The sequence below is a fragment of the Paenibacillus sp. FSL H8-0259 genome (assembly GCF_037963255.1).
GTDB lineage: Bacteria > Bacillota > Bacilli > Paenibacillales > Paenibacillaceae > Paenibacillus_AQ > Paenibacillus_AQ phytohabitans.
Map to the genome: position 1 here is coordinate 3,264,479 of NZ_CP150147.1, position 20,531 is coordinate 3,285,009.

Annotated in this window: 26 protein-coding genes; 22 read left to right on the forward strand and 4 right to left on the reverse strand. The window is 52.1% G+C overall.

What is annotated here, in order from left to right; genetic code table 11:
• Positions 1 to 72 precede the first annotated feature (72 nt).
• Both NSU01_RS13525 and NSU01_RS13530 read left to right on the forward strand, forming a co-directional pair.
• Positions 73 to 489, forward strand: coding sequence for a CidA/LrgA family protein (locus tag NSU01_RS13525; protein ID WP_076246645.1), 417 nt, complete (start codon positions 73 to 75; stop codon positions 487 to 489).
• A complete protein-coding gene (locus tag NSU01_RS13530; protein ID WP_039297246.1) occupies positions 486 to 1,175 on the forward strand; it encodes an LrgB family protein in 690 nt (229 codons plus the stop codon). Before NSU01_RS13525 ends, NSU01_RS13530 begins: the two co-directional genes overlap by 4 nt.
• 9 nt (positions 1,176 to 1,184) lie before the next feature.
• Here the strand turns inward: NSU01_RS13530 and NSU01_RS13535 are convergent, their stop codons facing one another.
• Positions 1,185 to 2,693: an alpha-N-arabinofuranosidase gene (locus tag NSU01_RS13535; RefSeq protein ID WP_042136102.1), complete on the reverse strand. Its 1,509-nt coding sequence runs from the start codon at positions 2,691 to 2,693 to the stop codon at positions 1,185 to 1,187.
• Positions 2,694 to 2,855: 162 nt separating this feature from the next.
• Here NSU01_RS13535 and NSU01_RS13540 point away from each other — a divergent pair, with 162 nt between their 5' ends.
• From NSU01_RS13540 to NSU01_RS13560, 5 genes are all read left to right on the forward strand, one after another.
• Positions 2,856 to 3,758, forward strand: a complete 903-nt coding sequence (locus NSU01_RS13540) for an ArsR family transcriptional regulator (RefSeq protein WP_042136103.1) — start codon at positions 2,856 to 2,858, stop codon at positions 3,756 to 3,758.
• A 117-nt stretch (positions 3,759 to 3,875) separates the two neighbouring features.
• Complete coding sequence (locus NSU01_RS13545) at positions 3,876 to 4,418, forward strand: hypothetical protein (RefSeq protein ID WP_076246643.1); 543 nt, start codon at positions 3,876 to 3,878, stop codon at positions 4,416 to 4,418.
• A gap of 90 nt (positions 4,419 to 4,508) precedes the next feature.
• The gene (locus NSU01_RS13550; RefSeq protein ID WP_179093583.1) at positions 4,509 to 4,682 is read left to right on the forward strand and encodes a hypothetical protein; all 174 of its coding nucleotides are present in this window, start codon (positions 4,509 to 4,511) and stop codon (positions 4,680 to 4,682) included.
• 255 nt (positions 4,683 to 4,937) lie between these two features.
• Positions 4,938 to 5,126, forward strand: coding sequence for a hypothetical protein (locus NSU01_RS13555; protein WP_039297241.1), 189 nt, complete (start codon positions 4,938 to 4,940; stop codon positions 5,124 to 5,126).
• A 624-nt stretch (positions 5,127 to 5,750) separates the two neighbouring features.
• Positions 5,751 to 6,335, forward strand: coding sequence for a putative ABC transporter permease (locus NSU01_RS13560; RefSeq protein ID WP_076246641.1), 585 nt, complete (start codon positions 5,751 to 5,753; stop codon positions 6,333 to 6,335).
• Between the two features lie 143 nt (positions 6,336 to 6,478).
• On the opposite strand, the gene NSU01_RS13565 is transcribed toward NSU01_RS13560, so the two are convergent.
• Both NSU01_RS13565 and NSU01_RS13570 read right to left on the reverse strand, forming a co-directional pair.
• Positions 6,479 to 6,874: a type II toxin-antitoxin system death-on-curing family toxin gene (locus tag NSU01_RS13565; protein WP_076246639.1), complete on the reverse strand. Its 396-nt coding sequence runs from the start codon at positions 6,872 to 6,874 to the stop codon at positions 6,479 to 6,481.
• On the reverse strand, positions 6,871 to 7,134 hold the full coding sequence (locus NSU01_RS13570) for an AbrB family transcriptional regulator (protein WP_076246637.1): 264 nt from the start codon (positions 7,132 to 7,134) through the stop codon (positions 6,871 to 6,873). The genes NSU01_RS13565 and NSU01_RS13570 overlap by 4 nt, the downstream gene beginning before the upstream one ends.
• Before the next feature lie 204 nt (positions 7,135 to 7,338).
• Here NSU01_RS13570 and NSU01_RS13575 point away from each other — a divergent pair, with 204 nt between their 5' ends.
• From NSU01_RS13575 to NSU01_RS13590, 4 genes are all read left to right on the forward strand, one after another.
• On the forward strand, positions 7,339 to 7,797 hold the full coding sequence (locus NSU01_RS13575; RefSeq protein ID WP_076246635.1) for a DUF4362 domain-containing protein: 459 nt from the start codon (positions 7,339 to 7,341) through the stop codon (positions 7,795 to 7,797).
• 53 nt (positions 7,798 to 7,850) lie between these two features.
• Positions 7,851 to 8,327 carry an NUDIX domain-containing protein gene (locus tag NSU01_RS13580; RefSeq protein ID WP_076246633.1) on the forward strand — a complete coding sequence of 159 codons (477 nt, stop codon included), beginning with the start codon at positions 7,851 to 7,853 and terminating at the stop codon, positions 8,325 to 8,327.
• A gap of 75 nt (positions 8,328 to 8,402) precedes the next feature.
• Positions 8,403 to 8,792: a DUF2809 domain-containing protein gene (locus NSU01_RS13585; RefSeq protein WP_231575349.1), complete on the forward strand. Its 390-nt coding sequence runs from the start codon at positions 8,403 to 8,405 to the stop codon at positions 8,790 to 8,792.
• 121 nt (positions 8,793 to 8,913) lie between these two features.
• Positions 8,914 to 9,705: a lipid II flippase Amj family protein gene (locus tag NSU01_RS13590; protein ID WP_039297192.1), complete on the forward strand. Its 792-nt coding sequence runs from the start codon at positions 8,914 to 8,916 to the stop codon at positions 9,703 to 9,705.
• Positions 9,706 to 9,719: 14 nt separating this feature from the next.
• Here NSU01_RS13590 and NSU01_RS13595 read toward each other — a convergent pair whose 3' ends face one another.
• The gene (locus NSU01_RS13595) at positions 9,720 to 10,508 is read right to left on the reverse strand and encodes a hypothetical protein (protein WP_076246630.1); all 789 of its coding nucleotides are present in this window, start codon (positions 10,506 to 10,508) and stop codon (positions 9,720 to 9,722) included.
• A 301-nt stretch (positions 10,509 to 10,809) separates the two neighbouring features.
• Between NSU01_RS13595 and NSU01_RS13600 the strand changes: the two genes are divergently transcribed.
• The 11 genes from NSU01_RS13600 (at position 10,810) to lepB (ending at position 20,527) form a co-directional block, all read left to right on the forward strand.
• Entirely contained in the window at positions 10,810 to 11,811 is a 1,002-nt protein-coding gene (locus tag NSU01_RS13600; protein WP_076246629.1) for a beta-ketoacyl-ACP synthase III, read from the forward strand.
• Positions 11,801 to 13,012 (forward strand): ATP-grasp domain-containing protein, encoded by a 1,212-nt coding sequence (locus NSU01_RS13605; protein WP_076246627.1) that lies wholly within the window; start codon positions 11,801 to 11,803, stop codon positions 13,010 to 13,012. Before NSU01_RS13600 ends, NSU01_RS13605 begins: the two co-directional genes overlap by 11 nt.
• A complete protein-coding gene (locus NSU01_RS13610) occupies positions 13,009 to 14,001 on the forward strand; it encodes an NAD(P)-dependent oxidoreductase (protein ID WP_042136120.1) in 993 nt (330 codons plus the stop codon). Before NSU01_RS13605 ends, NSU01_RS13610 begins: the two co-directional genes overlap by 4 nt.
• Positions 13,998 to 14,852 carry an MBL fold metallo-hydrolase gene (locus tag NSU01_RS13615; protein ID WP_076246625.1) on the forward strand — a complete coding sequence of 285 codons (855 nt, stop codon included), beginning with the start codon at positions 13,998 to 14,000 and terminating at the stop codon, positions 14,850 to 14,852. Before NSU01_RS13610 ends, NSU01_RS13615 begins: the two co-directional genes overlap by 4 nt.
• A complete protein-coding gene (locus tag NSU01_RS13620) occupies positions 14,849 to 16,165 on the forward strand; it encodes a F390 synthetase-related protein (protein WP_042136124.1) in 1,317 nt (438 codons plus the stop codon). Before NSU01_RS13615 ends, NSU01_RS13620 begins: the two co-directional genes overlap by 4 nt.
• On the forward strand, positions 16,162 to 17,313 hold the full coding sequence (locus NSU01_RS13625; protein ID WP_076246623.1) for a GNAT family N-acetyltransferase: 1,152 nt from the start codon (positions 16,162 to 16,164) through the stop codon (positions 17,311 to 17,313). The genes NSU01_RS13620 and NSU01_RS13625 overlap by 4 nt, the downstream gene beginning before the upstream one ends.
• Positions 17,314 to 17,344: 31 nt before the next feature.
• Complete coding sequence (pgsA, locus tag NSU01_RS13630) at positions 17,345 to 17,932, forward strand: CDP-diacylglycerol--glycerol-3-phosphate 3-phosphatidyltransferase (RefSeq protein WP_076246621.1); 588 nt, start codon at positions 17,345 to 17,347, stop codon at positions 17,930 to 17,932.
• Positions 17,933 to 17,958: 26 nt separating this feature from the next.
• Positions 17,959 to 18,831 (forward strand): SDR family oxidoreductase, encoded by an 873-nt coding sequence (locus NSU01_RS13635; protein ID WP_042136129.1) that lies wholly within the window; start codon positions 17,959 to 17,961, stop codon positions 18,829 to 18,831.
• 143 nt (positions 18,832 to 18,974) lie between these two features.
• Positions 18,975 to 19,559 carry a hypothetical protein gene (locus NSU01_RS13640; protein WP_042136131.1) on the forward strand — a complete coding sequence of 195 codons (585 nt, stop codon included), beginning with the start codon at positions 18,975 to 18,977 and terminating at the stop codon, positions 19,557 to 19,559.
• Between the two features lie 43 nt (positions 19,560 to 19,602).
• Positions 19,603 to 20,004: a DUF4265 domain-containing protein gene (locus tag NSU01_RS13645; protein ID WP_179093582.1), complete on the forward strand. Its 402-nt coding sequence runs from the start codon at positions 19,603 to 19,605 to the stop codon at positions 20,002 to 20,004.
• A 25-nt stretch (positions 20,005 to 20,029) separates the two neighbouring features.
• Positions 20,030 to 20,527: a signal peptidase I gene (gene lepB / locus NSU01_RS13650; protein WP_042136135.1), complete on the forward strand. Its 498-nt coding sequence runs from the start codon at positions 20,030 to 20,032 to the stop codon at positions 20,525 to 20,527.
• Positions 20,528 to 20,531: the final 4 nt, after the last annotated feature.

A 20,531-nucleotide genomic window follows, 5' to 3' on the forward strand; every position in this document is an offset into this window, starting at 1 on the left:
TAATAAGTCAGCTTGTTACTAACAACAGGCTGCTTGTGACCGCCATTTCAAGATTGAAGGGATTCCTGCAATATGAAAATCATCCGCGTTATCGCTGAAGTCTGCTTGCTGTATATGTTCTTCCTGGCCGGAGATTACTTGCAAAAACTGCTGCATCTGCCGGTTCCGGGCAGTATCGTAGGGCTGCTGCTGCTATTCGTCCTGCTGCTGCTCAAGATTGTTCCGGTGAAGCTGATCGAGAACGGCTCATCCTTTATTCTGGCTTATCTGCCCATGTTCTTCATCCCGGCAACCGCAGGCATTATGAACCATCTGGATATCTTCAGCGGAAGAGGGCTTCTCCTGATTGGCATTCTGGTGGTCAGCAGTGTACTGACCATGGTCGTCACGGCACATTCCAGCCAGTGGATTGCCAGCCGCAGCGCCAAAAGGCTGAAACGCCGGACGTATCGTGCGCACAGCCTGCAAGGGAAGGGGAAGGAAGCATGAGAATTCTGCTGGCCGTTGGGTTTGTCCTGATGAATGTTCTCATCTATCTCTTCATGTCCATGTTATACAAACGCTACCGTCTTCCTGTCCTGCTGCCAGCACTGACCGCAACGTTCACTGTAGTCGTGCTGCTCATGGGCTTCCATATCTCTTATGAGACTTATATGATCGGCGGCGACTGGATTAACCGCCTGCTTGGACCGGCGGTTGTATCCCTGGCCTATCCGCTGTACAAACAGCGTCACGTACTGTGGAAGAACCTCCCGGCCGTCCTTGGCGGAACGGTGACCGGACTGCTCGTCGGAATGTTCAGCGGTCTGCTGCTGGCAGCCGGACTCGGCTTCTCCAAGCTGTATGTGCTCTCCATCCTGCCCAAGTCAATCACAACCGCTGTAGCCATCCAGATCTCCAGCAATCTCGGCGGGGATTCCTCGCTTACCTCCGTATTCGTAATGATCGCCGGATTCACAGGGGCCATCGGCGGGCCGTATATTATTAAGCTGTTCAGAATCCGCGGCGAGTCCGGCATCGGCATCGGCCTGGGAACAGCTTCCCACGCCCTTGGCACAGCCAAAGCCCTGGAGTACGGTGAGCAGTCGGTGTCCATGAGCTCTGTGGCCATGACGGTATGCGCCATTGTCGGCTCCATTGCCGGACCGTTCGTTGCCTGGATCATGTACCATTAATGCAGGGTATTACCCGTTGACACGCAGCCGGATAACATTCCATGAAGCTGCCGGAAGCAGGGCGCTTACCCGGCCGCCGTCAGCGGCCGCCGTTCCGCGGTTATGCGGGAGCACATTCGCCGGGTTCGAGCGGGTGTTCGCCGCTTGGAGATCCTCATGCTCAAGGATGGTATGCTGAATCACCTCAACGGCACCGAAGCTGCGCAGATCGACGGTCAGCTCCATACCTTCGCCCAGATGACGGTTGACAGCAAAGACGGTAACCTCGTTCACCTCTTCGTTAAATACACTGACCGCTTCCAGATAAGGGACGTCGGTGAAATCCCGGGAATCATATTTCGGACTGGTAATCAGCGGGTGCAGCACCGTTCCCCGGCCATAGATTGATGCGTGCATGTAAGGATAATACGTGGTCTGCAGCCAGAGGGGCCCCCCGTTCTCAGTCATAATAGGGGCAATGACATTGATCAGCTGGGCAATGCAGGCCATCTTCACCCGGTCCGCATGCTTCAGCAGGCTGATCAGGCAGCAGCCTACCACAAGTGCATCCTCAAGGTTATAGACATCCTCGAACTCCGGCGGGGCAATTTCCCAATGCTGCTGCGCGCGGCTGGTCCCCTGCGTTTTCCACACATTCCATTCGTCCAGAGACAGATAAATCTTTTTCTTGCTTTTCTTCTTAGCCTTGATATAATCACATACTGCTGCTACGCTGTCGATGAACTGGTCCATATCGAGTGAGCGTGCCAGGAAATTGGCCGTGTCTCCATCATTATTGTTGTAATAGGTATGCAGGGAGAGGAAATCTACGTTATCGTAAGTGAGATCCAGCACGGTTGCTTCCCATTCGGCAAAAGTATTCATGGAGCTGCCCGAGCTGCCGCAGGCGACAAGCTCCAGGGTAGGGTCAACCCAGCGCATGGCTTTGGCGGTTTCATTCGCGAGTCTGCCGTATTCGACGGCTGTTTTGGCTCCGATCTGCCACGGGCCGTCCATTTCGTTGCCCAGGCACCAGGTGCGGAAATTGTGGGGAGCCTGATACCCGTGGGAGATCCGCAAATCGCTCCAGTAGGAACCGGAAGGGTGGTTGCAGTATTCCACGAGGTTCCTTGCGGCATCGATCCCGCGGGTGCCCAGATTGACCGCCATCATGACCTCTGAACCGGCCTGCTTGGCCCAATCGGCAAATTCATTGGTACCCATCTGGTTCGTCTCTGTAGTCCACCAGGCTAATTCAAGAGAGCGCTTACGACTCTCCTTGGGACCTACGCCGTCTTCCCAGTTATAACCCGAGACAAAGTTACCTCCGGGATAACGGATGATCGGCACGCGGAGAGCCCGGATGGCCTGCAGGGCATCACCCCGAAAACCGTTAGCGTCTGCGGTAGGATGTCCCGGCTCATAAATCCCGCCATAAACGGCCCGGCCCAGATGCTCGATGAACGATCCGTACAGTCTCGGGTCTACCTCGGCCAGCTTGAAGTCCTTGTCGACAATCATCTTGGATTGAATGCTCATTGTGTTAAGCTCCTTTTGTAGTGAAGTCATATTACGATTAATGAAAATATTAATCTAGTATCCTGAATTATGATTCCATCATACGAATTACAGCGTCTACTAAGCAATGAAAATATTTAGGATTAATAAAAATGCTAATTCAAAGAGTGCGGAGGTTAGAGGATGTATTTAACAACGGATTCCGAATCGCTGAAGGTGTATGAAGCATTGGCCAGTGAAGTGCGGCTGCGGATTATTGATCTGCTCAGCGCGCGGGAGATGCATATCAAGGAAATCGCTGCCCGGCTGTATCTAAGCAGCGCCATTGTCAGCTCCCACGTAGCCAAGCTCCAGAAGGCAGGCATCGTCAGCTCCCAAATGAAGCGGATTGACGGCGGCACGTATAAATACTGCTCGCTTTCCGCTAATTTTCTGCAGATTAAATTGTCTGGAGCCAAAGGCATTGCCCGGAAGGTGGTTGAGGTCTCCGTGCCGGTGGGGCATTATACCGATCTTCAGGCTTCACCGACCTGCGGCATTGCCACCACCGAGAAGCTAATCGGATATTATGATGATCCGCGTTATTTCCTGGACCCGGAGCGGGTCGATGCCGGAATTCTCTGGTTCGCCAAAGGCTACGCCGAATATAAGGTGCCGAACTATCTGTTCATGGACCAGACGGTACAGGAGATTGAGATTTCGATGGAGGTCGGCTCGGAAGCGCCGCACGTCAATGAGAAATGGCCTTCAGACATTGCGTTTACGATGAACGGAATTCCGCTTGGCAAATGGACCAGTCCCGGTGATTTCGGTGTGCAGCGCGGAAGGCTGACTCCGGCCTGGTGGAATTCCGATGTGAACCAGTATGGGTTGCTGAAGGTGCTGAGGATTAATGCAGGGGGAACTTACATAGACGGCCAGCAGATTTCTGCAGTCACCATTGATGAAGTAGGCTGGCAGCAGGACCAGTGGAGCTTCAGGTTAACTGCAGAAGACACCACCCGAAGGCGGGGCGGTTTAACCTTGTTCGGACGCGGGTTCGGGAATTACGAGCAGGATATTGTTTTTCGCGTGTATTACGAATAGTGAAACTGTATGGATGAAGAGTATGCTGAGTGATAAAATATCTTGCCCGCCGCAAAGAGCTTATTTATTGTTAAATAATGGTCTTTGCGAAGCTTTTTACAGGGGATGTGTGCCGGTTTGAGACAATTGCTCTACGGCTGTATTGCTGTACTTATTCTGGCAGGAATTATTGCTTACGGCTTCCTGAGTGCACCCAAGGTGATCCGGCTGGACCGGGAAATGCAGGTGACCGCCTATAAGCTGCAGGATGCGGATTATGCGAAGACAGTGACTGTGACCCTGAAGGGTGCTTATGCCGAAAAAACCCGCTCCTACACCGGTAAGCTTGCTGTTAACGGGGTTCAGTACGAATACTGTGAGTTGAATCCGGAGCTGGGGTTCATGATCTGTGCGCTGGAGGGAGCGCGGGGTGAAATCAAACCCTTGGGCCAGGTTTATGCAGATTCCGGCAGTGAGACATGGAGTCTTGCCTTGCAGAAGGGGGAGAAGTCTCCCGGTTATGCAAGTAACAGCTTCTACTATGCAATTTACGGGGAAGATGATCCTGGTGATGACAGCATCATTCTCAGCTATCCGGCAGAAGACAGGAACTCAGCGATTCAGCAGTATGAGTCCCTGCAATCAGTCTGGCAGGATCAGTGGGAGCGCCGTGTGAAATAACCTCCAGCCAAAATGTTTGCAAAACAGGTCAACGGGTAACTATAACTAAGTAGTTCAAAACCTGCACAGCTTGCATAAGGAGGAGTTCAGATGCCAGATCATATCGAGAATGAAGCAGACATCCGCAACAAAGAGAATAAAGACGGTGATTCACTCGCGGAACGCAAAAAGATGGAAAATGGTGTGGACATTGAACCGGAAGCCGATGACTGGGTTGCCAAACCGGCAGAATCCGCTCATCCCGACCCGCTTCCGAAGAATTAGAGCGTCAAATACATTGCGCATGGATGCAGCAGACTGTTCCTAAGGGACAGTCTTTTTTCACATTGGTAGGACGCTCTCCTTACGAGGAGGGTATCGGGTTTTTGATTGTTTACGCTTATGTACATGGGCATATTGAGCTTGGTTTAGTAAATACTGTATACTATAGAGAAGTACAACCTCATCACGTCTTGATTCTCCAGATCATCGCAGGTTTACAGGTCTCAGGCAATTCAAATTGCAGGGAGGAAACCTAGTATGCGTAGTCGGAACGAGAACGGCCGGTATCGGCAAAAGCGCGGTGATGCCCTGACAGGCAACCTCGAGAAGAAGTACGGATCGAGCTTCGGTGTGCGAAGCGACATGAAGCTGGAAACGCTGAGAAGCCAGCGTGAGGAAGGTCCGCCCTTAATGCAGATGCAGAGAGAACAGCAGCACAAGGAATGAACCCTGAAGGCTAGTGTGGTCGTTATTCGGCCCTAAATCATTAACTCCTATAAAAGACTGCAGTTCCTAACCGGAACCCTGCAGCTTTTTCTTTGTATAGGAAATTACGATATTCGTCAGTTGTGGATAAGCTTCTCTGGAAATTGTAGCAGGTCCGTCTGAAGGACGAATGTGTTCTTGTATCTGGAATTCCACAGAATCCCCGGAAGTCGGAGCTTGGAAAATCAAAGGGATAAATCCCTCTGATTCTGGCGAAAGTGGGAGGCAGGAGGAAATTAAAGGGATAAATCCCTCTGATTCCGGCGAAAGCGGGCGGTAGGAGGAAATTAAAGGGATAAATCCCTCTGAATCCGCCAAAAGTGGGCAGCAGGCGGGAATGAGGGGCAAAAGTGCCCCTGATTTTACCGGAGGCTGCCCCAAACAAAGCATTCAGAATAGAGCAATGTGAGATGGCTTAAAATCTACATTAGCTGTAAGGCTGCATAGCTCGGGCTGATTCACCCGTTAGGGTGATTTTGTTCTTCTTGTGAGGACCGCCAGAAATTACCGTCATAACCTCCGTTTCCCGGAGGCATACTAGCTTCCATTAGTGAAATACTGGGGCTGGAGGCGGGAGCGAACACGATGACAACGGTACTCTTGCAAGATAGTTATAATGCACTGGCAGCTGTAAGTCCGTATTTGTTCTATTTCACCGTATATTCTTTCCTCGGCTGGGTGCTTGAAGGCAGTTATAACCTCTACAGCGCAGGCACCTTCCGCAAAGAAGGCTTCTTGAAGGGGCCGTTCAAACCCATGTACGGCTGTGCGCCGCTGCTGCTGCTGACGGGACAGGGTATTGGGCTACCGCTTCCTGTATTCCTGATGCTTGCCCTGATTGTTCCGTCGGCAGTTGAGTTTGTCAGCGGCTGGCTGCTCAAGGGTATTTTTCGTAAGCAGTGGTGGGATTATTCGGGAATGCCCTATCAGCTGCAGGGACATATCTGCCTGAAATTCTCGCTGTACTGGTGGGGGTTGTCTATTGCCTGTATCTATGGTTTGCAGCCGCTGGTTCATTTCCTGTATCTGCATGTTGAGCAGGTATGGACACCGGTGATTCCGCTGGCTATGCTGCTATTCTCGGCAGATCTGCTGTGGACTTTCCGTACCCGTCGGCGCGGGCTGAGGGAGCTGGATCCTACGGAGCAGCTGGAGCTTGGTGAGGGATGAATGTCCCACAGCAGTAAAAAACTGAAGCTGGCGTATACGAGCAATAACATAGAGCAGCGATTCTCCTATAACAGGAGAATCGCTGCTTTCTGCATTTATGAGGCCGCCTTCAGTTAATTGAGCGGGTTGCGATTGCTTAAGCGTTAATTTACACAATGCCTTTGAATCATTAACACCAGGTCATCAAAACTATATTGATGGTTCACCATATCAACTGTAAAGTCTTCAGATAATTTCTGCTCCATCTTGAAGCTCAAGCCATTGTAGCGTAAAAAAATGACAAGAGCAGTAAACGCCGTGCGTTTATTCGCATTATGAAACGGATGGTTTTGACCAAGCGATTCGAACAGGGCGGCTGCTTTCTCAAAAATAGTAGGATAAGCATCGTCACCGAATGCGGATGATTGAGAACGAAAAACTGCAGATTCCAACAAGCCGGGATTCTTTACTCCTATCTGCTCTCCAGTACTATATCTCTGTATCATTGCAACATTAATAGCTATAACTTCCTGTATGGTCAAATAACGGATTTCTTTCATCTATCCTTTAGTCCTTTTAAAGTTTCATCATATTCATTTATAACATCCGATAGGCAATCCATGAAATCCTCACTAATTCCGGCAGGCAATGTGACTTTAGTTGATTTTCTGATAATAATCTCACCGCTGGAGGGGTGTACATCAATTTGAACAGTATCACCCAAATCCAGGCCGATTTGTTTTAAAGCTTCGGTCATGGTTATTCCCAGACTATTACCGAATTTAGTAACTTTCCGTTCCATTTCAATCACCCTATTCATTTCTATTCCTCCTTATCATACTATTCAACTGTTATAACAATTATACATTAGGCTTTCTACTTAAGAAATATTTATATCCAAAAATATAGGAAGTGGACTGCGTTACGGGTATGTTCGGATTACGTACAGACAAGGAATATCTTACAACCGTGTCAAATATAGAGGTATACGGGTTGCCCAATATACCCCGGAGCGGGAGGGAATATGAAGAGATTCAAGAAATACTATCTGGCTATTATCGTACTGGAAGCGCTGATTATAGTTTTACTCGCAGGGTTTTGGATACGGGAAATCAATAAGCCAGTCCCTCTGGCCAGGGATCAGCGTAACTTGATTACGCATTTTGATCAGCTGGATTTGGACAGAATTAGAGAAATGATACATAGATTTAAGGAAGGCAAAGGAGACAATCTTACCATGCTTGAGTGGGGCACCGACAGCGGACCGTATATTCATGATTTCTATGATGACGGCAGAGAGCTGCACTGGACGGTGGACAGCACCCGGGACTGGGCCGGATACAACGGGAAAATCGAATATGTCTGCCGGGAGATCCAGCTTACGGAGGTCGAAGAATTCTACAAGGTAGAATTGTCTGATTGTGAGAATCAGCCGGAAGACTTCAAGGTTAATCCGGTTTCTTTTCGCAAGGATGAGCTTTAGGCCGGAATGAAGGGTTATAATAAAATGCTAAATCAATCTTAGGAGGGAATTTCATGCCAATGTCAGAATATTACCGGGAGCTGCGCGGGAAGGCCGGCAATGGACTGCTGCTGATGCCGTCAGTAGCGGCGGTAGTGCGGGATGAACAAGGCAGAATTCTGCTGATCCGCAAGAAAGATGAGACGCTGTGGGGGCTGCCCGCAGGGGCGGTCGAGCCTGGAGAAACACCATCCAGAGCGCTCCGCAGAGAGGTGTTCGAAGAGACCGGCCTGATGGTCACCCCTGAACAGATCCTCGGAGTATTCGGCGGAGAGAAATTCAGGTATGAATATTCCAATGGTGATCAGGTGGAGTACACGGTGATTGTGTTTGAATGCGTCATCGTCAAAGGACATCTGAGAAGTGTGGACGGGGAGGCGGAAGAACTGGAATTCTTCAAGGAAGATGAACTGCCTGAGTTAGCCATCCCGTATCCCCCGAAGCTGTTTGTGAGCGATGCCTCTGATACACGGAAAGTTATTTTTGAGTAGAGCACTGCCATTTAAGCAAAATGAAGATATTGTTCCCATAGGATTCAGCAGTTTCAATACAAAGGAGTAATTCCATTGCATAATCCGGTAATAAGATCCAAACTGATCTACTGCGGCGCAGTAATGCTCGCTGTTATGCTGGGCCTTGGGACCAGAGCATACGCTGACCAGCTGCCGCGCTTTGTCAGCGGACATTTTGGGGATGCGATCTGGGCAGGGATGATATATCTTGCCTTCCGGGTGCTGTTGACCCGGTATCCGCTAAAGGTGTCGCTTATACTCAGCCTGTGCTTCAGCTTCGGGATTGAGTTCAGCCAGCTCTATCAGGCAGAATGGATTATACATGTACGCTCGACAACAGCAGGCGGACTGATTCTGGGCCAGGGCTTCCTCTGGATTGATCTGGTCCGGTATACGGCCGGAATTCTGTTCTGCTATGTAATTGACCAAATCTTACAAAATTGATTCTGGAATATACAGGAGGAAGAATATATATTAAGTGAGGCGATGCCGGTATGTAATAATTTGGAATGAGACTGCCGGTAATCAGCCGAACGCTGCCTGATTTGGAGATGAGTAACTGCAAATGACGAACAGTTTAATCGTGGTATGCCTGCTGACCTTGATCATTCACACTGCTGAGACGTTATCGTATTCGGTACGGTTTGCCGGAGTGAAGCTGAATAAGATTGCCATCGCCTTATCCCTGACCGGTATCATTGTGCTGGTCTCCAGAACGGCTAATATGGTACAGGCTCCCTTAACCGCCAAATTCGTAGACTATGGCAAAATAGATGACAGCTTTCCGCTGCTCAACTATCTGCGGATTATTATGCTGGCTTCTTCACTGGGCACATTAATAGCCATCGCCTTGTTTCCTACCTTCGTAGGGCTGTTCGGAAGAATCATCTCCAAGCTTGAGATTGAAGGCTCCATTCCGAAGCTCCTGACCAGCGTAACCGTCGGCCAGCTCAAGAATACGCGGAAATATATCCGCAGGCCGAAGGTAAGGCTGCGCAGCTTCCGTTATCTGGGTATTCCCAAACGGTTCATTGTAATGAATATATTCGTTACGGCCTTCTATACCGTTGGGGTGTTATCCTCCATGTATGCAGCCAAACTAATGCCTGACTTAAGCACAACTGCATCCCAGGCTTCGGGTCTGATAAACGGGTTAGCGACGATCCTGCTGACAGTGTTCATCGACCCGCAGCTCGGAATCATTACCCATAAGGCGACTGAAAATGTGGAATACCGTGATCAGCTGGGCAAAATCTATGTTCTGCTGATGGGCTCACGCTTTCTGGGATCACTGCTGGGTCAAGCACTGCTTGTTCCGGGAGCCTACATCATTTGCTGGCTGGTGAAGCTGCTCTGATTCTGCGGGACAAGTTACTTCGGCAGCTTCAATTCTGCGGAACGGAGTGCTGTACTGATCTGCTGTTCCCAGCTGTACATACGTCCGGTCATTGTCCGGATCTCACCCATTTTGCTGTAAGACAGCTTCATCGCAGCCGCGGCATTGGTGGCATCTCCCGCCTTGACGGCGGCTTTGTAGCGTTTGTCAGCTTCGCTTCTTTCGGCTTGCATGGCTGAGTACAACTTGTTCTGGGCGGTGATCTGTTTCTTGAGATTTGCAATGGGTGCAAGGGCATCCTTAGCAGGCTTATTTCTTGCAGCAGCAAGCGACTTGGCTTCTGCTAGTGCAGAGGTTGTGACCTTTACCTCAGCCCGCGCTGCAATTGCGGCCGGCTTAAGCTTATTGCGCTTGATCTCAAGGAGCGTGGCGCTCTTCAGGTTATTGGCCTTGCGCGCAGCTGCCGCCTGTTTACCAAGTGAAGTGTATTGCTCCAGCACTGAGGCATGCTTCTTCTGCATGGCTTCGGCTGCAGCACGCAGCTTGGCAAGCTGGGCGGCATCTGTGGATTGCAGCTTGGCATTAACCGCTGTGAGCGCCGTATTATTCTGCTTGCGCAGCTCCTGATTCCGCTGAATTTCCGACTTTAACACTACTTGCAGTTCCGTATAAGCCGAATAAAGATTGTGAATCTCTTCAAGTGCTGAATCCCAGTCTGAAGCAGCAGAAACCTGAGGGGCAACACCAGGCCAAAGTGTCAGCAGGATCAGCATAACCGTGATTCTCTTTACAAACTCGCTGGTAAAACGGTTCAATTTCAACATTCCATTCCGCTCCTGTCATCATTAATTTGCCAATACAACACCATAGGACACAAAGAAGCACCTCCAAGAAAGGCATGAACTGCCGATCCTGCGAGGTGCTTCTCCCGCTTAGCGTGTGTTATTGTTTATTTACTATAACCCTGAAGGAATGGATAGTCAAGGAAAATGAAGAACGTTAGTTCTTATTTGTGATATGCTTCTTTTTATATGACTTGGCCAGGAAATCTAGTAGAATATATCTATAGTTTACAATAATATATAAAGTTCGACATCTAGGTACTCATAGGATAGGGGATGCAGGATGCAACTTAGACATGTAAAAATAAAAGGTACAGGCAAATATCTGCCGGAACGCCAGATTAGTGACGCGGAGCTTGATCTTGTCCTTGGCACACCTGCGGGCTGGGTTAATAAAATTACCGGAGTAGGCGTCCGTCACTATGCCGGTGAAGGTGAAACTGCTTCTATGATGGGGGCAAAAGCTGCGGAAGCAGCATTGGCCGATGCAGGCTTAAGCTTTGAGGACATCGATTGTCTGGTCTGTACAAGCGGGACCAAGGAGCAGCCGCTTCCGAGTACGGCAGTATTTATTCAGCAGGCGATGGGACAGGCAGATTCCGGCGTTCCGGCTTTTGATATCGATGCGACCTGCCTGAGTTTTCTGGTAGGTCTTGATGTTATGTCATATATGGTTGAAGCGGGAAGATACAGGAATGTACTGCTGGTTGCTACAGAAATAGCATCGGCAGGGCTCAACTGGGAGGATAAGGAGAGCTCGGCACTGTTTGGTGACGGGGCGGCGGCAGTCGTTATTGGTCCTACAGAAGCCGGTGATGCCTCAGGGATTCTTCATACTTCACTCAAAACCTACAGCAGCGGCGCGCGTTATTCGGAAATCGCCGGGGGCGGCACAAGGCTGCATGCCCAGAAATTCACTGCGGAGAATGCGGTGCCTTATTTATTCCATATGGACGGGCAGGCCATCTTCCGCAAGGCTTCGAAGCTGCTTCCGGATTTCATCAGTGAAATGCTTACAGCTACGGGTAATCAGATGAGTGACTTCCGTCTGGTCATTCCTCATCAGGGCAGTGCCATGGCTATGCGGCTGCTGCGCAAGAAGCTGGGAATTGCCGAGGACCGGTTCCTCGACAATACAGCAGGACATGGCAATACCATTGCGGCATCCATACCGATGGGACTGCATGAAGCGATAGGGCAGGGCCGGATTACCCGCGGAGACCGGATTATGCTGATTGGTACAGCGGCAGGGTTGTCTTTGGGAGGCATGATTATTGATTATTGATCAGAATATTCTGATTACCGGCGGACGCGCCCCGGTAGCGCTGGAGCTGGCAAGGCTGTTCAAGGCAGCAGGCCACCGGGTCTTCGTTGCGGAAAGCTCAGAGTATCATCTGTGCCGGGTGTCCTCCGCTGTCGAGGCCAGCTTCCTTGTGCCTTCTCCCCGGCATCAGCCACAGGCTTATATTCAGCGGCTCGCCGGATTAACGGAGGAACTGAATATTAACTGTCTGATTCCCACCTGCGAAGAGATATTCTATATCGCTGCTGGACTTGAGCATATAACCGACTGCCGGGTGCTTGCTCCCTGCCGTGAGATCCTGGCGCGGCTGCATCACAAGGGGGAGTTCATTGACTGGGTCCGCTCTCTTGGATTTGCCGTCCCGGAGACTACCCTAATTAGCAGCGCTGCCGAGTGGCACCGGACCCAAGAGATTGCTGCGGCGGAAGGTAAACAGCAGGTCTATAAACCGGCCTTTTCCCGGTTTGCCTCTAAAGTGATCCTGCCTGGTAACGGTGATGACGCAGGGTCCCGGAGCCAGAAGCAGCGACAAATCCCCCCTCCGTCCGGTATTTCCGCTGCTGCACCCTGGGTGGCACAGCAGTATATCAAGGGCAAGGCAGTCTGTACTTACAGTATCGTGCATGAAGGCTCGGTAGTAGCGCATGCAGCGTATGACAGCAGGTACCGGACGGGCCGGAGCGGTGCGAGTGTATATTTCGAGCATCTTGACCACCCAGCGGCACAGGAATGGGTGCAGCGGTTTGCCGGAGTTATTGGCTTCAGCGGCCAGATCGGGTTTGATTTTATAGAGTCGGAGGATGGAATTCTGTATCCGATTGAATGCAATCCGCGTGCGACCAGCGGGATTCATCTGTTCACCCCGGAGGAAGGGCTAACGGAGGCTCTGCTGAACCCCGGTATGCTTGTGCAGACCGGAGAGGTATTGATTCCGCGCTCAGGCCGAAGAGCTATGCTGACTCTGCCCATGCTCGGCTGCGGACTGAAGCCGGGGCGCGGGGGCTGGAGCAATTGGCGACGGGCATTGCGCGGGGCAGAAGATGTAATCTGCCGGAAGGATGACCAGCGTCCTTTCCGCGAGCAGTTCCGTGTGGTCTATGCCGCACAGAAGACTGCCTGGCGGCACCGGATTTCAATTACAGAAGCGCTGACAGAAGATATAGAATGGAATGGTGAAGGATGACAAAAGCACTGGTGACAGGGGCGACCGGCTTTCTGGGGCAGCATACCGTACGCAGACTGGTTAAGCTGGGCTGGGAGGTCTACGGGCAGGGACGGAATCCTGAGCTTGGGAGACGGCTTGAGAAGGAAGGAGCGGTATTCCTTCCCGGGGACCTGCGGAATGCTGAAACGGCAGACCGTGCCTGTCAGGGGATGGATTTCGTATTCCACTGTGCGGCGTTGTCTTCGCCTTGGGGGAAATACCGGGACTTCTATGCATGCAATGTGGAAGCGACAGGCCATATTGCCGAGGGATGCAAGCGGCAGGGTGTAGGGCGGCTGATTCATATCTCTACACCAAGCGTGTATTCCAGCCAGCGTCACCGCTTCGGAATCCGGGAGAGTGACCCGCTGCCCGGGAAGCCGGCCAATGCTTATGCCGCGACGAAGCTTATGGCCGAGCGGGTAGTGGAGCAGGCAGCAGGGCACGGGCTTACAGCATTTATGCTCCGGCCGAGAGCGATCTTCGGCCCGATGGACAATGCCCTCTTCCCGCGGCTGCTTGCGGCTAATGAGACCAAGGGTGTTCCGCTGATGAACGACGGAACGGCAAGAATTGATCTTACCTGTGTGGAGAACGTAATCGATGCCATGCTGCTCTGCTGTGAAGCCCCGCACTCTGCCTCCGGGCGGGCCTATAACATTACCAACGGTGAGCCGGTCATGTTCAGGGACCTGATGACCAGCTTGTTCTCCCTGCTTGATATTCCTCTGCATACCAGGCGGCTGCCGTATGCTGCCGCTTATGCCGCAGCAGGGATGATGGAGGGTGTCCACAGGCTGCTGCCTTTCCTGGGAGAACCGCTGCTCACCCGTTATTCGGCAGCCGCGCTGGGAATCTCCCAGACACTGGATATTTCGGAGGCCCGGGAGCAGCTTGGCTATCACCCGCGCGTGACCTTAGACGAAGGTCTTCGTAACTTCGCAGAATGGTGGAGGGAACAGCAATGATTACAGAGATACCGGTTGGATTATCTATATTGTCTGCGGGATATTGCCTGCATCCTGAACTGCTGACACTGCGGGGAGGTTCGCTTAAGCCCGCCCGTTTTCCGGCAGGCTATGCCTTGATCCGGCATCCGCAGCATGGCCCAATCCTGTTCGATACGGGCTATAGTGCCCGGTTCTTTCAGGAAACAGCGCGTATGCCGGCTTCGCTCTACCGCCGGATCACGCCAGTAGTGTATACAGATGAAGAGAGTGCTGCGCGGCGGCTCCAGGAAGGCGGGATTGCTCCGGAGGATGTTCGTTATGTTGTGCTGTCTCATTTCCATGCCGATCATATCGGCGGGGTGCAGGATTTCCCGCAGGCGAAGTTTATCTATTTGCGTAAATCCTACGATGCCGTAAGCAGACTGGGTCCGGTCCGGGCAACGAAGGCAGGATTTCTGCCGGGACTGCTGCCGGATGACTTCAACGTCCGTTCGTTGCCCGTAGATGAGTATTCGGCTATGCGCCAGCTGCCGGAAGGGCTTCCGTTCACGGAGGCGTATGATCTGCTTGGAGACGGAAGCCTGCTGGCGGTGGAGATGTCAGGCCATGCCGCCGGCATGATTGGCTTGTTCGTCTCCACCGGGGAACATGATTATCTGCTCTGCGCGGATACGGTCTGGTCCAGCCGGGCGTTCCGGGAGAACCGCAAGCCGCATCCGTCAGCCGGCCTGATCATGTCCAGCCGTGCGGAGTACAAACAGAATTTTGAACGGCTGCGCCAGATCCATGAGCGGTTTCCGGATATCCGGATCGTACCGAGCCATTGCCGCGAGGCGCTTGCGCTCTGGGGAACGGGAAGTGTGAAATGAAGCGGATGAGGCTAGTCATTACACATTATATTCTCACCAAATGGGGCCGGCGCTGGAAGAACCGAGCAGAGCTGGAGCAGTGGCAGGAGCTGCGCATCCGGCGCCATGTGGACAAGGTAAGGGAGAGCTCACGGTTCTACAGGGAGCTGTGGGGAGGCATTCCGGCGGCTGAATGGCGGAAGTTTCCTGTGATTGAGAAGTCACTGATGATGGGGAATTTCGATGACCTGAATACAGCGGGTATCACGAAGGAACAGGCGTTTGCTGAAGCCTATGAAGCGGAGAACAGCAGGGATTTCAAGCCTACCCTTCAAGGCGTCACTGTTGGTTTGTCCTCAGGAACCTCGGGCAGCCGGGGGATCTTCCTCGTCGGAGAAGACGAACAGGCAGCCTGGACCGGCACCGTGCTGGCCAAGCTTTTGCCCGGGGGACTGTGGAGACGTGCGCGGATTGCCTTTTTCCTGCGGGCAAACAGCAATTTGTATGAATCCGTGGAGCAGGGCCGGCTGCAGTTCCAGTACTTCGATCTGCTGGAGCCGCTTCCGCAGCTCATGGCCCGGATGGAGCAGTACCGCCCGGATATCTGGATCGCACCGCCTTCCATGCTGAGACTGTTAGCCGAAGCACGGCAGTCAGGCAGCCTGAATCTGCAGCCGCGCAGAATCATCGCTGTCGCGGAAGTGCTGGACCCGCTGGACCGGGAGCATATTGAGCGTACTTTCGGACAGAAGGTGCATCAGGCTTATCAATGCACCGAGGGCTTTCTTGGCGCTACCTGCAGTCATGGGACACTGCATCTCAATGAGGACATCGTACATATTGAAAAGGAAGTACTTGATGAGGCATCCCGGCGGTTCATACCGGTCGTGACCGATTTCTCCAGATCCGTCCAGCCTATAGTCCGCTACCGGCTGAATGATATTCTGACCGAAGCGGCTGAGCCTTGTCCCTGCGGTTCACTGTTTACAGCGATCGAGCGGATTGAAGGCCGTTGTGATGATATCCTGTATCTGCCGCATGTTTCAGACGGCCAAATGGTCACGGTGTTTCCGGATTTCATCACCCGGGCAGTACTGGCAGCCTCTGCAGATATTGAGCATTACCGCGTTATCCAGCATAGCTTGCTTGAGCTGGAGATCTCGTACCGCACACGGCCGGGCAGCACGGAAGATACGGAGCCGCTGATTGCCGGCGAGCTGTCACGTCTGTTCGCTCGGCTGTCCTGTATTCCTCCGCAGCTGAAATTCAGAGCGTACAGCTTCACTCCCGGCAGGCAGAAGCTGCGCCGGGTGGAGAGGGGCTGGAAGCTGTGAACAGCAGAGTAATTCAATATGACCGCCATTCGGTGGATCAGCTGGAGTGGCCGGATACAGAATATGGGCGTTATGCCCGCGAGTATATTACTCCGCTGCTGGAACGGGATACGGAATATTATATCTCCAACGTCCATACCATCGTTAAGGTGCTGACAGTGGACGGGATCCCGGTTCCGGTTACGGTCAACGATGGCAATTATGATAATTCATATGTGTGTTCCCCCTATACACATTATGTCAGTTATGCGCGCGAGGAGCTTGCTCTGCTGAACAACCGGATGCTTGAAGGCACATTATCCATCATGCTGGGGGGAATGGGCTGGCTGCTGAGACAAGGCCGCTTCAACCGGGTAATCCAGGTTAATAACTGGCTGCTGTCCACCAATCTCTATCCTGCGCTCAGCGCCAGTCAGCTGACGGATGTGCTGGAATATCTCCGGCAGGCATATCCGGGTTATACAATTATGTACCGCTCGCTCAGCATGGAGACTTCAGGAGACCTCATCGGCAGTCTGCGCGGGTACGGCTGCAAGCTGGTGCCAAGCCGGCAGATTTACCTGCTGCACCAGAACAGCGCCGGCTCCAAAGCCAAATGGCTCGTTAAACGCGACCGGAGTCTGCTGGCCAAACACGGGTATACCGAAGTATCCCCGGCTGAAATTACACCAGAGGATATTTCCCGGATTGTGGAGCTGTACAGGCTGCTGTACATTGACAAGTATTCGGCGTATAACCCGCAGTTTACAGAAGCTTTCATTGCCTTGGCACTGGAGCGGGGGACGCTGCAGATCTATGGGCTGCGGCATGAACAGGAAGGAAGGCTGGATGCGGTACTTGGCTTCTATGAGCGGGATGGTGCAATGACAGCGCCGCTCTTCGGCTATGACACGGCTCTGCCCCAGTCTGTCGGACTCTACCGTATGCTGTCTGCCGTTCTGATCGGGCTTGCCGGAAGCCGCGGTCTACTGCTGCATGAGAGCTCTGGTGTAGGCCAGTTCAAGCGTAACCGGGGAGCGGTGGCCGCTATAGAATTTTCTGCTGTATACGACCGCGGCACTTCCTGGCTGAACCGCTGCGGCTGGTCATTTCTGGAGCTGCTGCTCCGGCGGATCGGCATGCCGCTGATTCAGAAGCTGAAGCTGTAGTCTGTAACAATGAATGATTAGGAGGCAAAAGATGAATCTGGCTAACCGTATCACCTTATTCCGGATATTACTGATTCCCGTGTTCATTGCACTTTTTCCCATTTATCCTGATGCGTTAATCAGCAAATCGGTGATCCTGCAGCATCTTGAAATACATGGGGTTTTCTATGCGGCATTGGTCTTTATTGTGGCTTCTGCCACAGACAAGCTGGATGGATATATCGCGAGAAAATATAATCAGATCACAAATTTCGGGAAATTGCTTGATCCTCTGGCAGACAAACTGCTCATTGCCGCTGCGTTAATCCTGATGGTAAGCCTGCATTTGATCGCTTCTTGGATTGCTTTTATAATCTTGGCCAGGGAAATTGTAATGATGGGCATCCGGATCGCTGCTTCAGCGCAAAGACTGGCTCTATCAGCTGACAGATATGGCAAGTGGAAAATGGTGCTGCAGGTTGCGGCCATCTCGGCAATCCTGTTGAATGATGCTCCGTTCAGCCTGTTCACTTCGTTTCCGGTCGGCCAGACACTGATGTATGGCGCTTTGGGCATGACTGTATACTCGGGATATAACTATATTAAGAACAACTATCTGGCATTGCAGCTAGGCCGCTAATAATCACCTAACTAAAGGAGTTGCTTATGGAACCTATTTCCAATTTGCCCCATGGTCATGATCCAATCGCACTCATTACCGGCACTTCCAGCGGTTTCGGGCTGCTGACTGCACTTACACTGGCGCGCAGAGGCTATAAGGTAATCGCAACCATGCGGGATCTCAGCCGCAAAGATGAGCTTGTTCAGCAGGCTGAACAGGCAGGTGTTCTGGAGCGTATTCATCTGATGACGCTGGATGTGACGGATGAATCTTCCGTTGCTTCAGCAATCCACGCGGTTACTGAGCTGTTCGGAAGAATGGATGTGCTGGTGAACAATGCCGGATATGCTGTAGGCGGCTATGTGGAGGAAGTAAGCATGGAGGCGTGGCGGCGGCAGATGGAGACGAACTTCTTCGGCCTGATAGCAGTAACCAAGGCGGTACTTCCCATCATGCGCATGCAGCGCGCGGGGCTGATTATCAACGTAAGCAGTGTCAGCGGGCTGACCGGTTTTCCCGGATATGCACCGTATGCCGCCTCCAAGTTTGCAGTGGAAGGCTTCAGCGAGAGCCTGCGGCAGGAGATGCTTTCTTTTGGCGTCCGCGTAGTACTGGTGGAACCCGGCTCATTCCGCACGCCGATCTGGGGAAAAGGCATTGCCGGAATCCATAGCAGCGAAGGCTCTCCTTACCAGGCCAGGCTGGAGGAGGTGCTGCGCTACTCCCGGCGGACCGCTGAGACAGCGCCGGATCCGCAGGAGGTTGCTGAGCTGATCGGGCGGATTACAGAGAAGCGTGCACCCAAACTGCGCTATCCTGTCGGCAAAGGCTCACGGGTCCTCATGCTGGGCAAAATGCTGCTTCCCTGGAAGGTACTGGAGGGCATCATTGCAAGGTCATTGCGCGCGATGAAATGAATGACAACCTGAAATAGCTGGGAGCCGCAGCCCAAGGATGAGGATTGCGTTCTGCCGGAATTTCCCTTACAGTTTAGCTATGGCGCTGACGCCGGGAATTGTCTGGAAGATCACATTTTGAACTTGAACAGAGGAGAATGGTCATGCATGAGCTGAATGGAGCTAATCAATGGCATATCAGCATTGGCGGAGATTACGGGTTGAACTTCGCATCATATGTAGGCTGTTCAGTCGGGGCATTGCGCGGACCTGGAGGGCAGCATGTGTGGCCTGCTTCCGGCTCTGACCCGGGTCTTCCGGACTCCGATTCGCTGAAGTTGGCTTATGAACAGTGGTGGCTGGAGCTGGTGCGTTATAAAACGGATTGCATCCTGGCGGGGAGACATCCGCTGCTGCATCAGCCTCCGGGGTTTGAGACTGTGGCCGATCCGGCACTGCGGCAGACCTGTGCCGGACTGTGGCCGGCTTTTATAGAATGGTGGGAGATGGAGGTGGGGGGGCAGACTGCTATGCGCTTCTGGGAGGCTGCACCGGACATCTACAATTATATTAACGAGTTTGAGGTGCAGACAGGCAGAAACATCAGTACCTTCACACTGAGGATTGATCTGGTCTATGGTATTACGGAACCCGTGAAGCCGGTCCATGGTTATCTTCTGCTGCCGCCCGGTTATAAGTATCTGGTGAACAAGCAGTGGTGGATAACGCTTTTGGAGGAGTATTGTTAGCTGTATTTCTTATCTTTGCAGAAGCAGAACTGGGGTGTATGCATTGCCGGGAACAGTAGGATTACATATTTGCTTTGATGAGCGTGGCCGTGAGATTGAGGTTCTGGATGTGACTCCGGTTGCCCCGGACAAATACCGGATTGAAGAAACGCCGATTTTTAACCCGGGGATTGCTCTTGGAGACATTATCAGAGTGAGAGAACAAGAGGGCATTGCCTATTATGTAGAAACGGTGCAGAAATCCGGGTTCGTCAGGTATGCCTGGCTGCTTAGCAAAGAAGCGGCTGCTTCGCAGGAGATCCGCAGCTTCACTGAACGGGTTACGGAGCACGAGGGGAGATGGGAGCAGATCTTCGGCGGTTTGCTTGTGATTCATCTGCCTAAACATTCTGCTGTGGATGCAGAGCTGGAAATGTCACGGATTATCGGACGTTTTGAAGCCTAATTATACTAATTCGAGGTGGCATATTATGAAGAAATTCTTGAGACAATGGGTGCCCAGTATTGCAATCGGCATTATTCTATCCTTATTTATCCGGACTTACGTGGCCGAAGCGATGAGAGTACCGACCGGCTCCATGATTCCGACCATTGAGATTAACGACCGCCTGGTTGTGGACAAAATGCTCTGGAACTCCTCGCTGAAGCATGGCGACATTGTTGTGTTCTATCCCCCGGTAGCCGGAGATGAGCATAAAAGATATGTGAAACGGCTGATTGGGCTGCCGGGAGATGAAATTGAGATTAAGGACGGTACCCTGTACCGTAATAATGAGGCGGTTGACGAGCCGTATCTCCAGGAAGCGATGACCTACACCTTCGGACCAGTCACCGTTCCTGCAGACCACTATTTCTTCCTTGGCGATAACCGGAATGTCAGCTATGACGCGCATTTATGGAGTACTCCGTTTGTAGCCAAAGACAAACTGATTGGTAAAGTGCTGTTTGATGTGAATAATCTTTTCTGATATA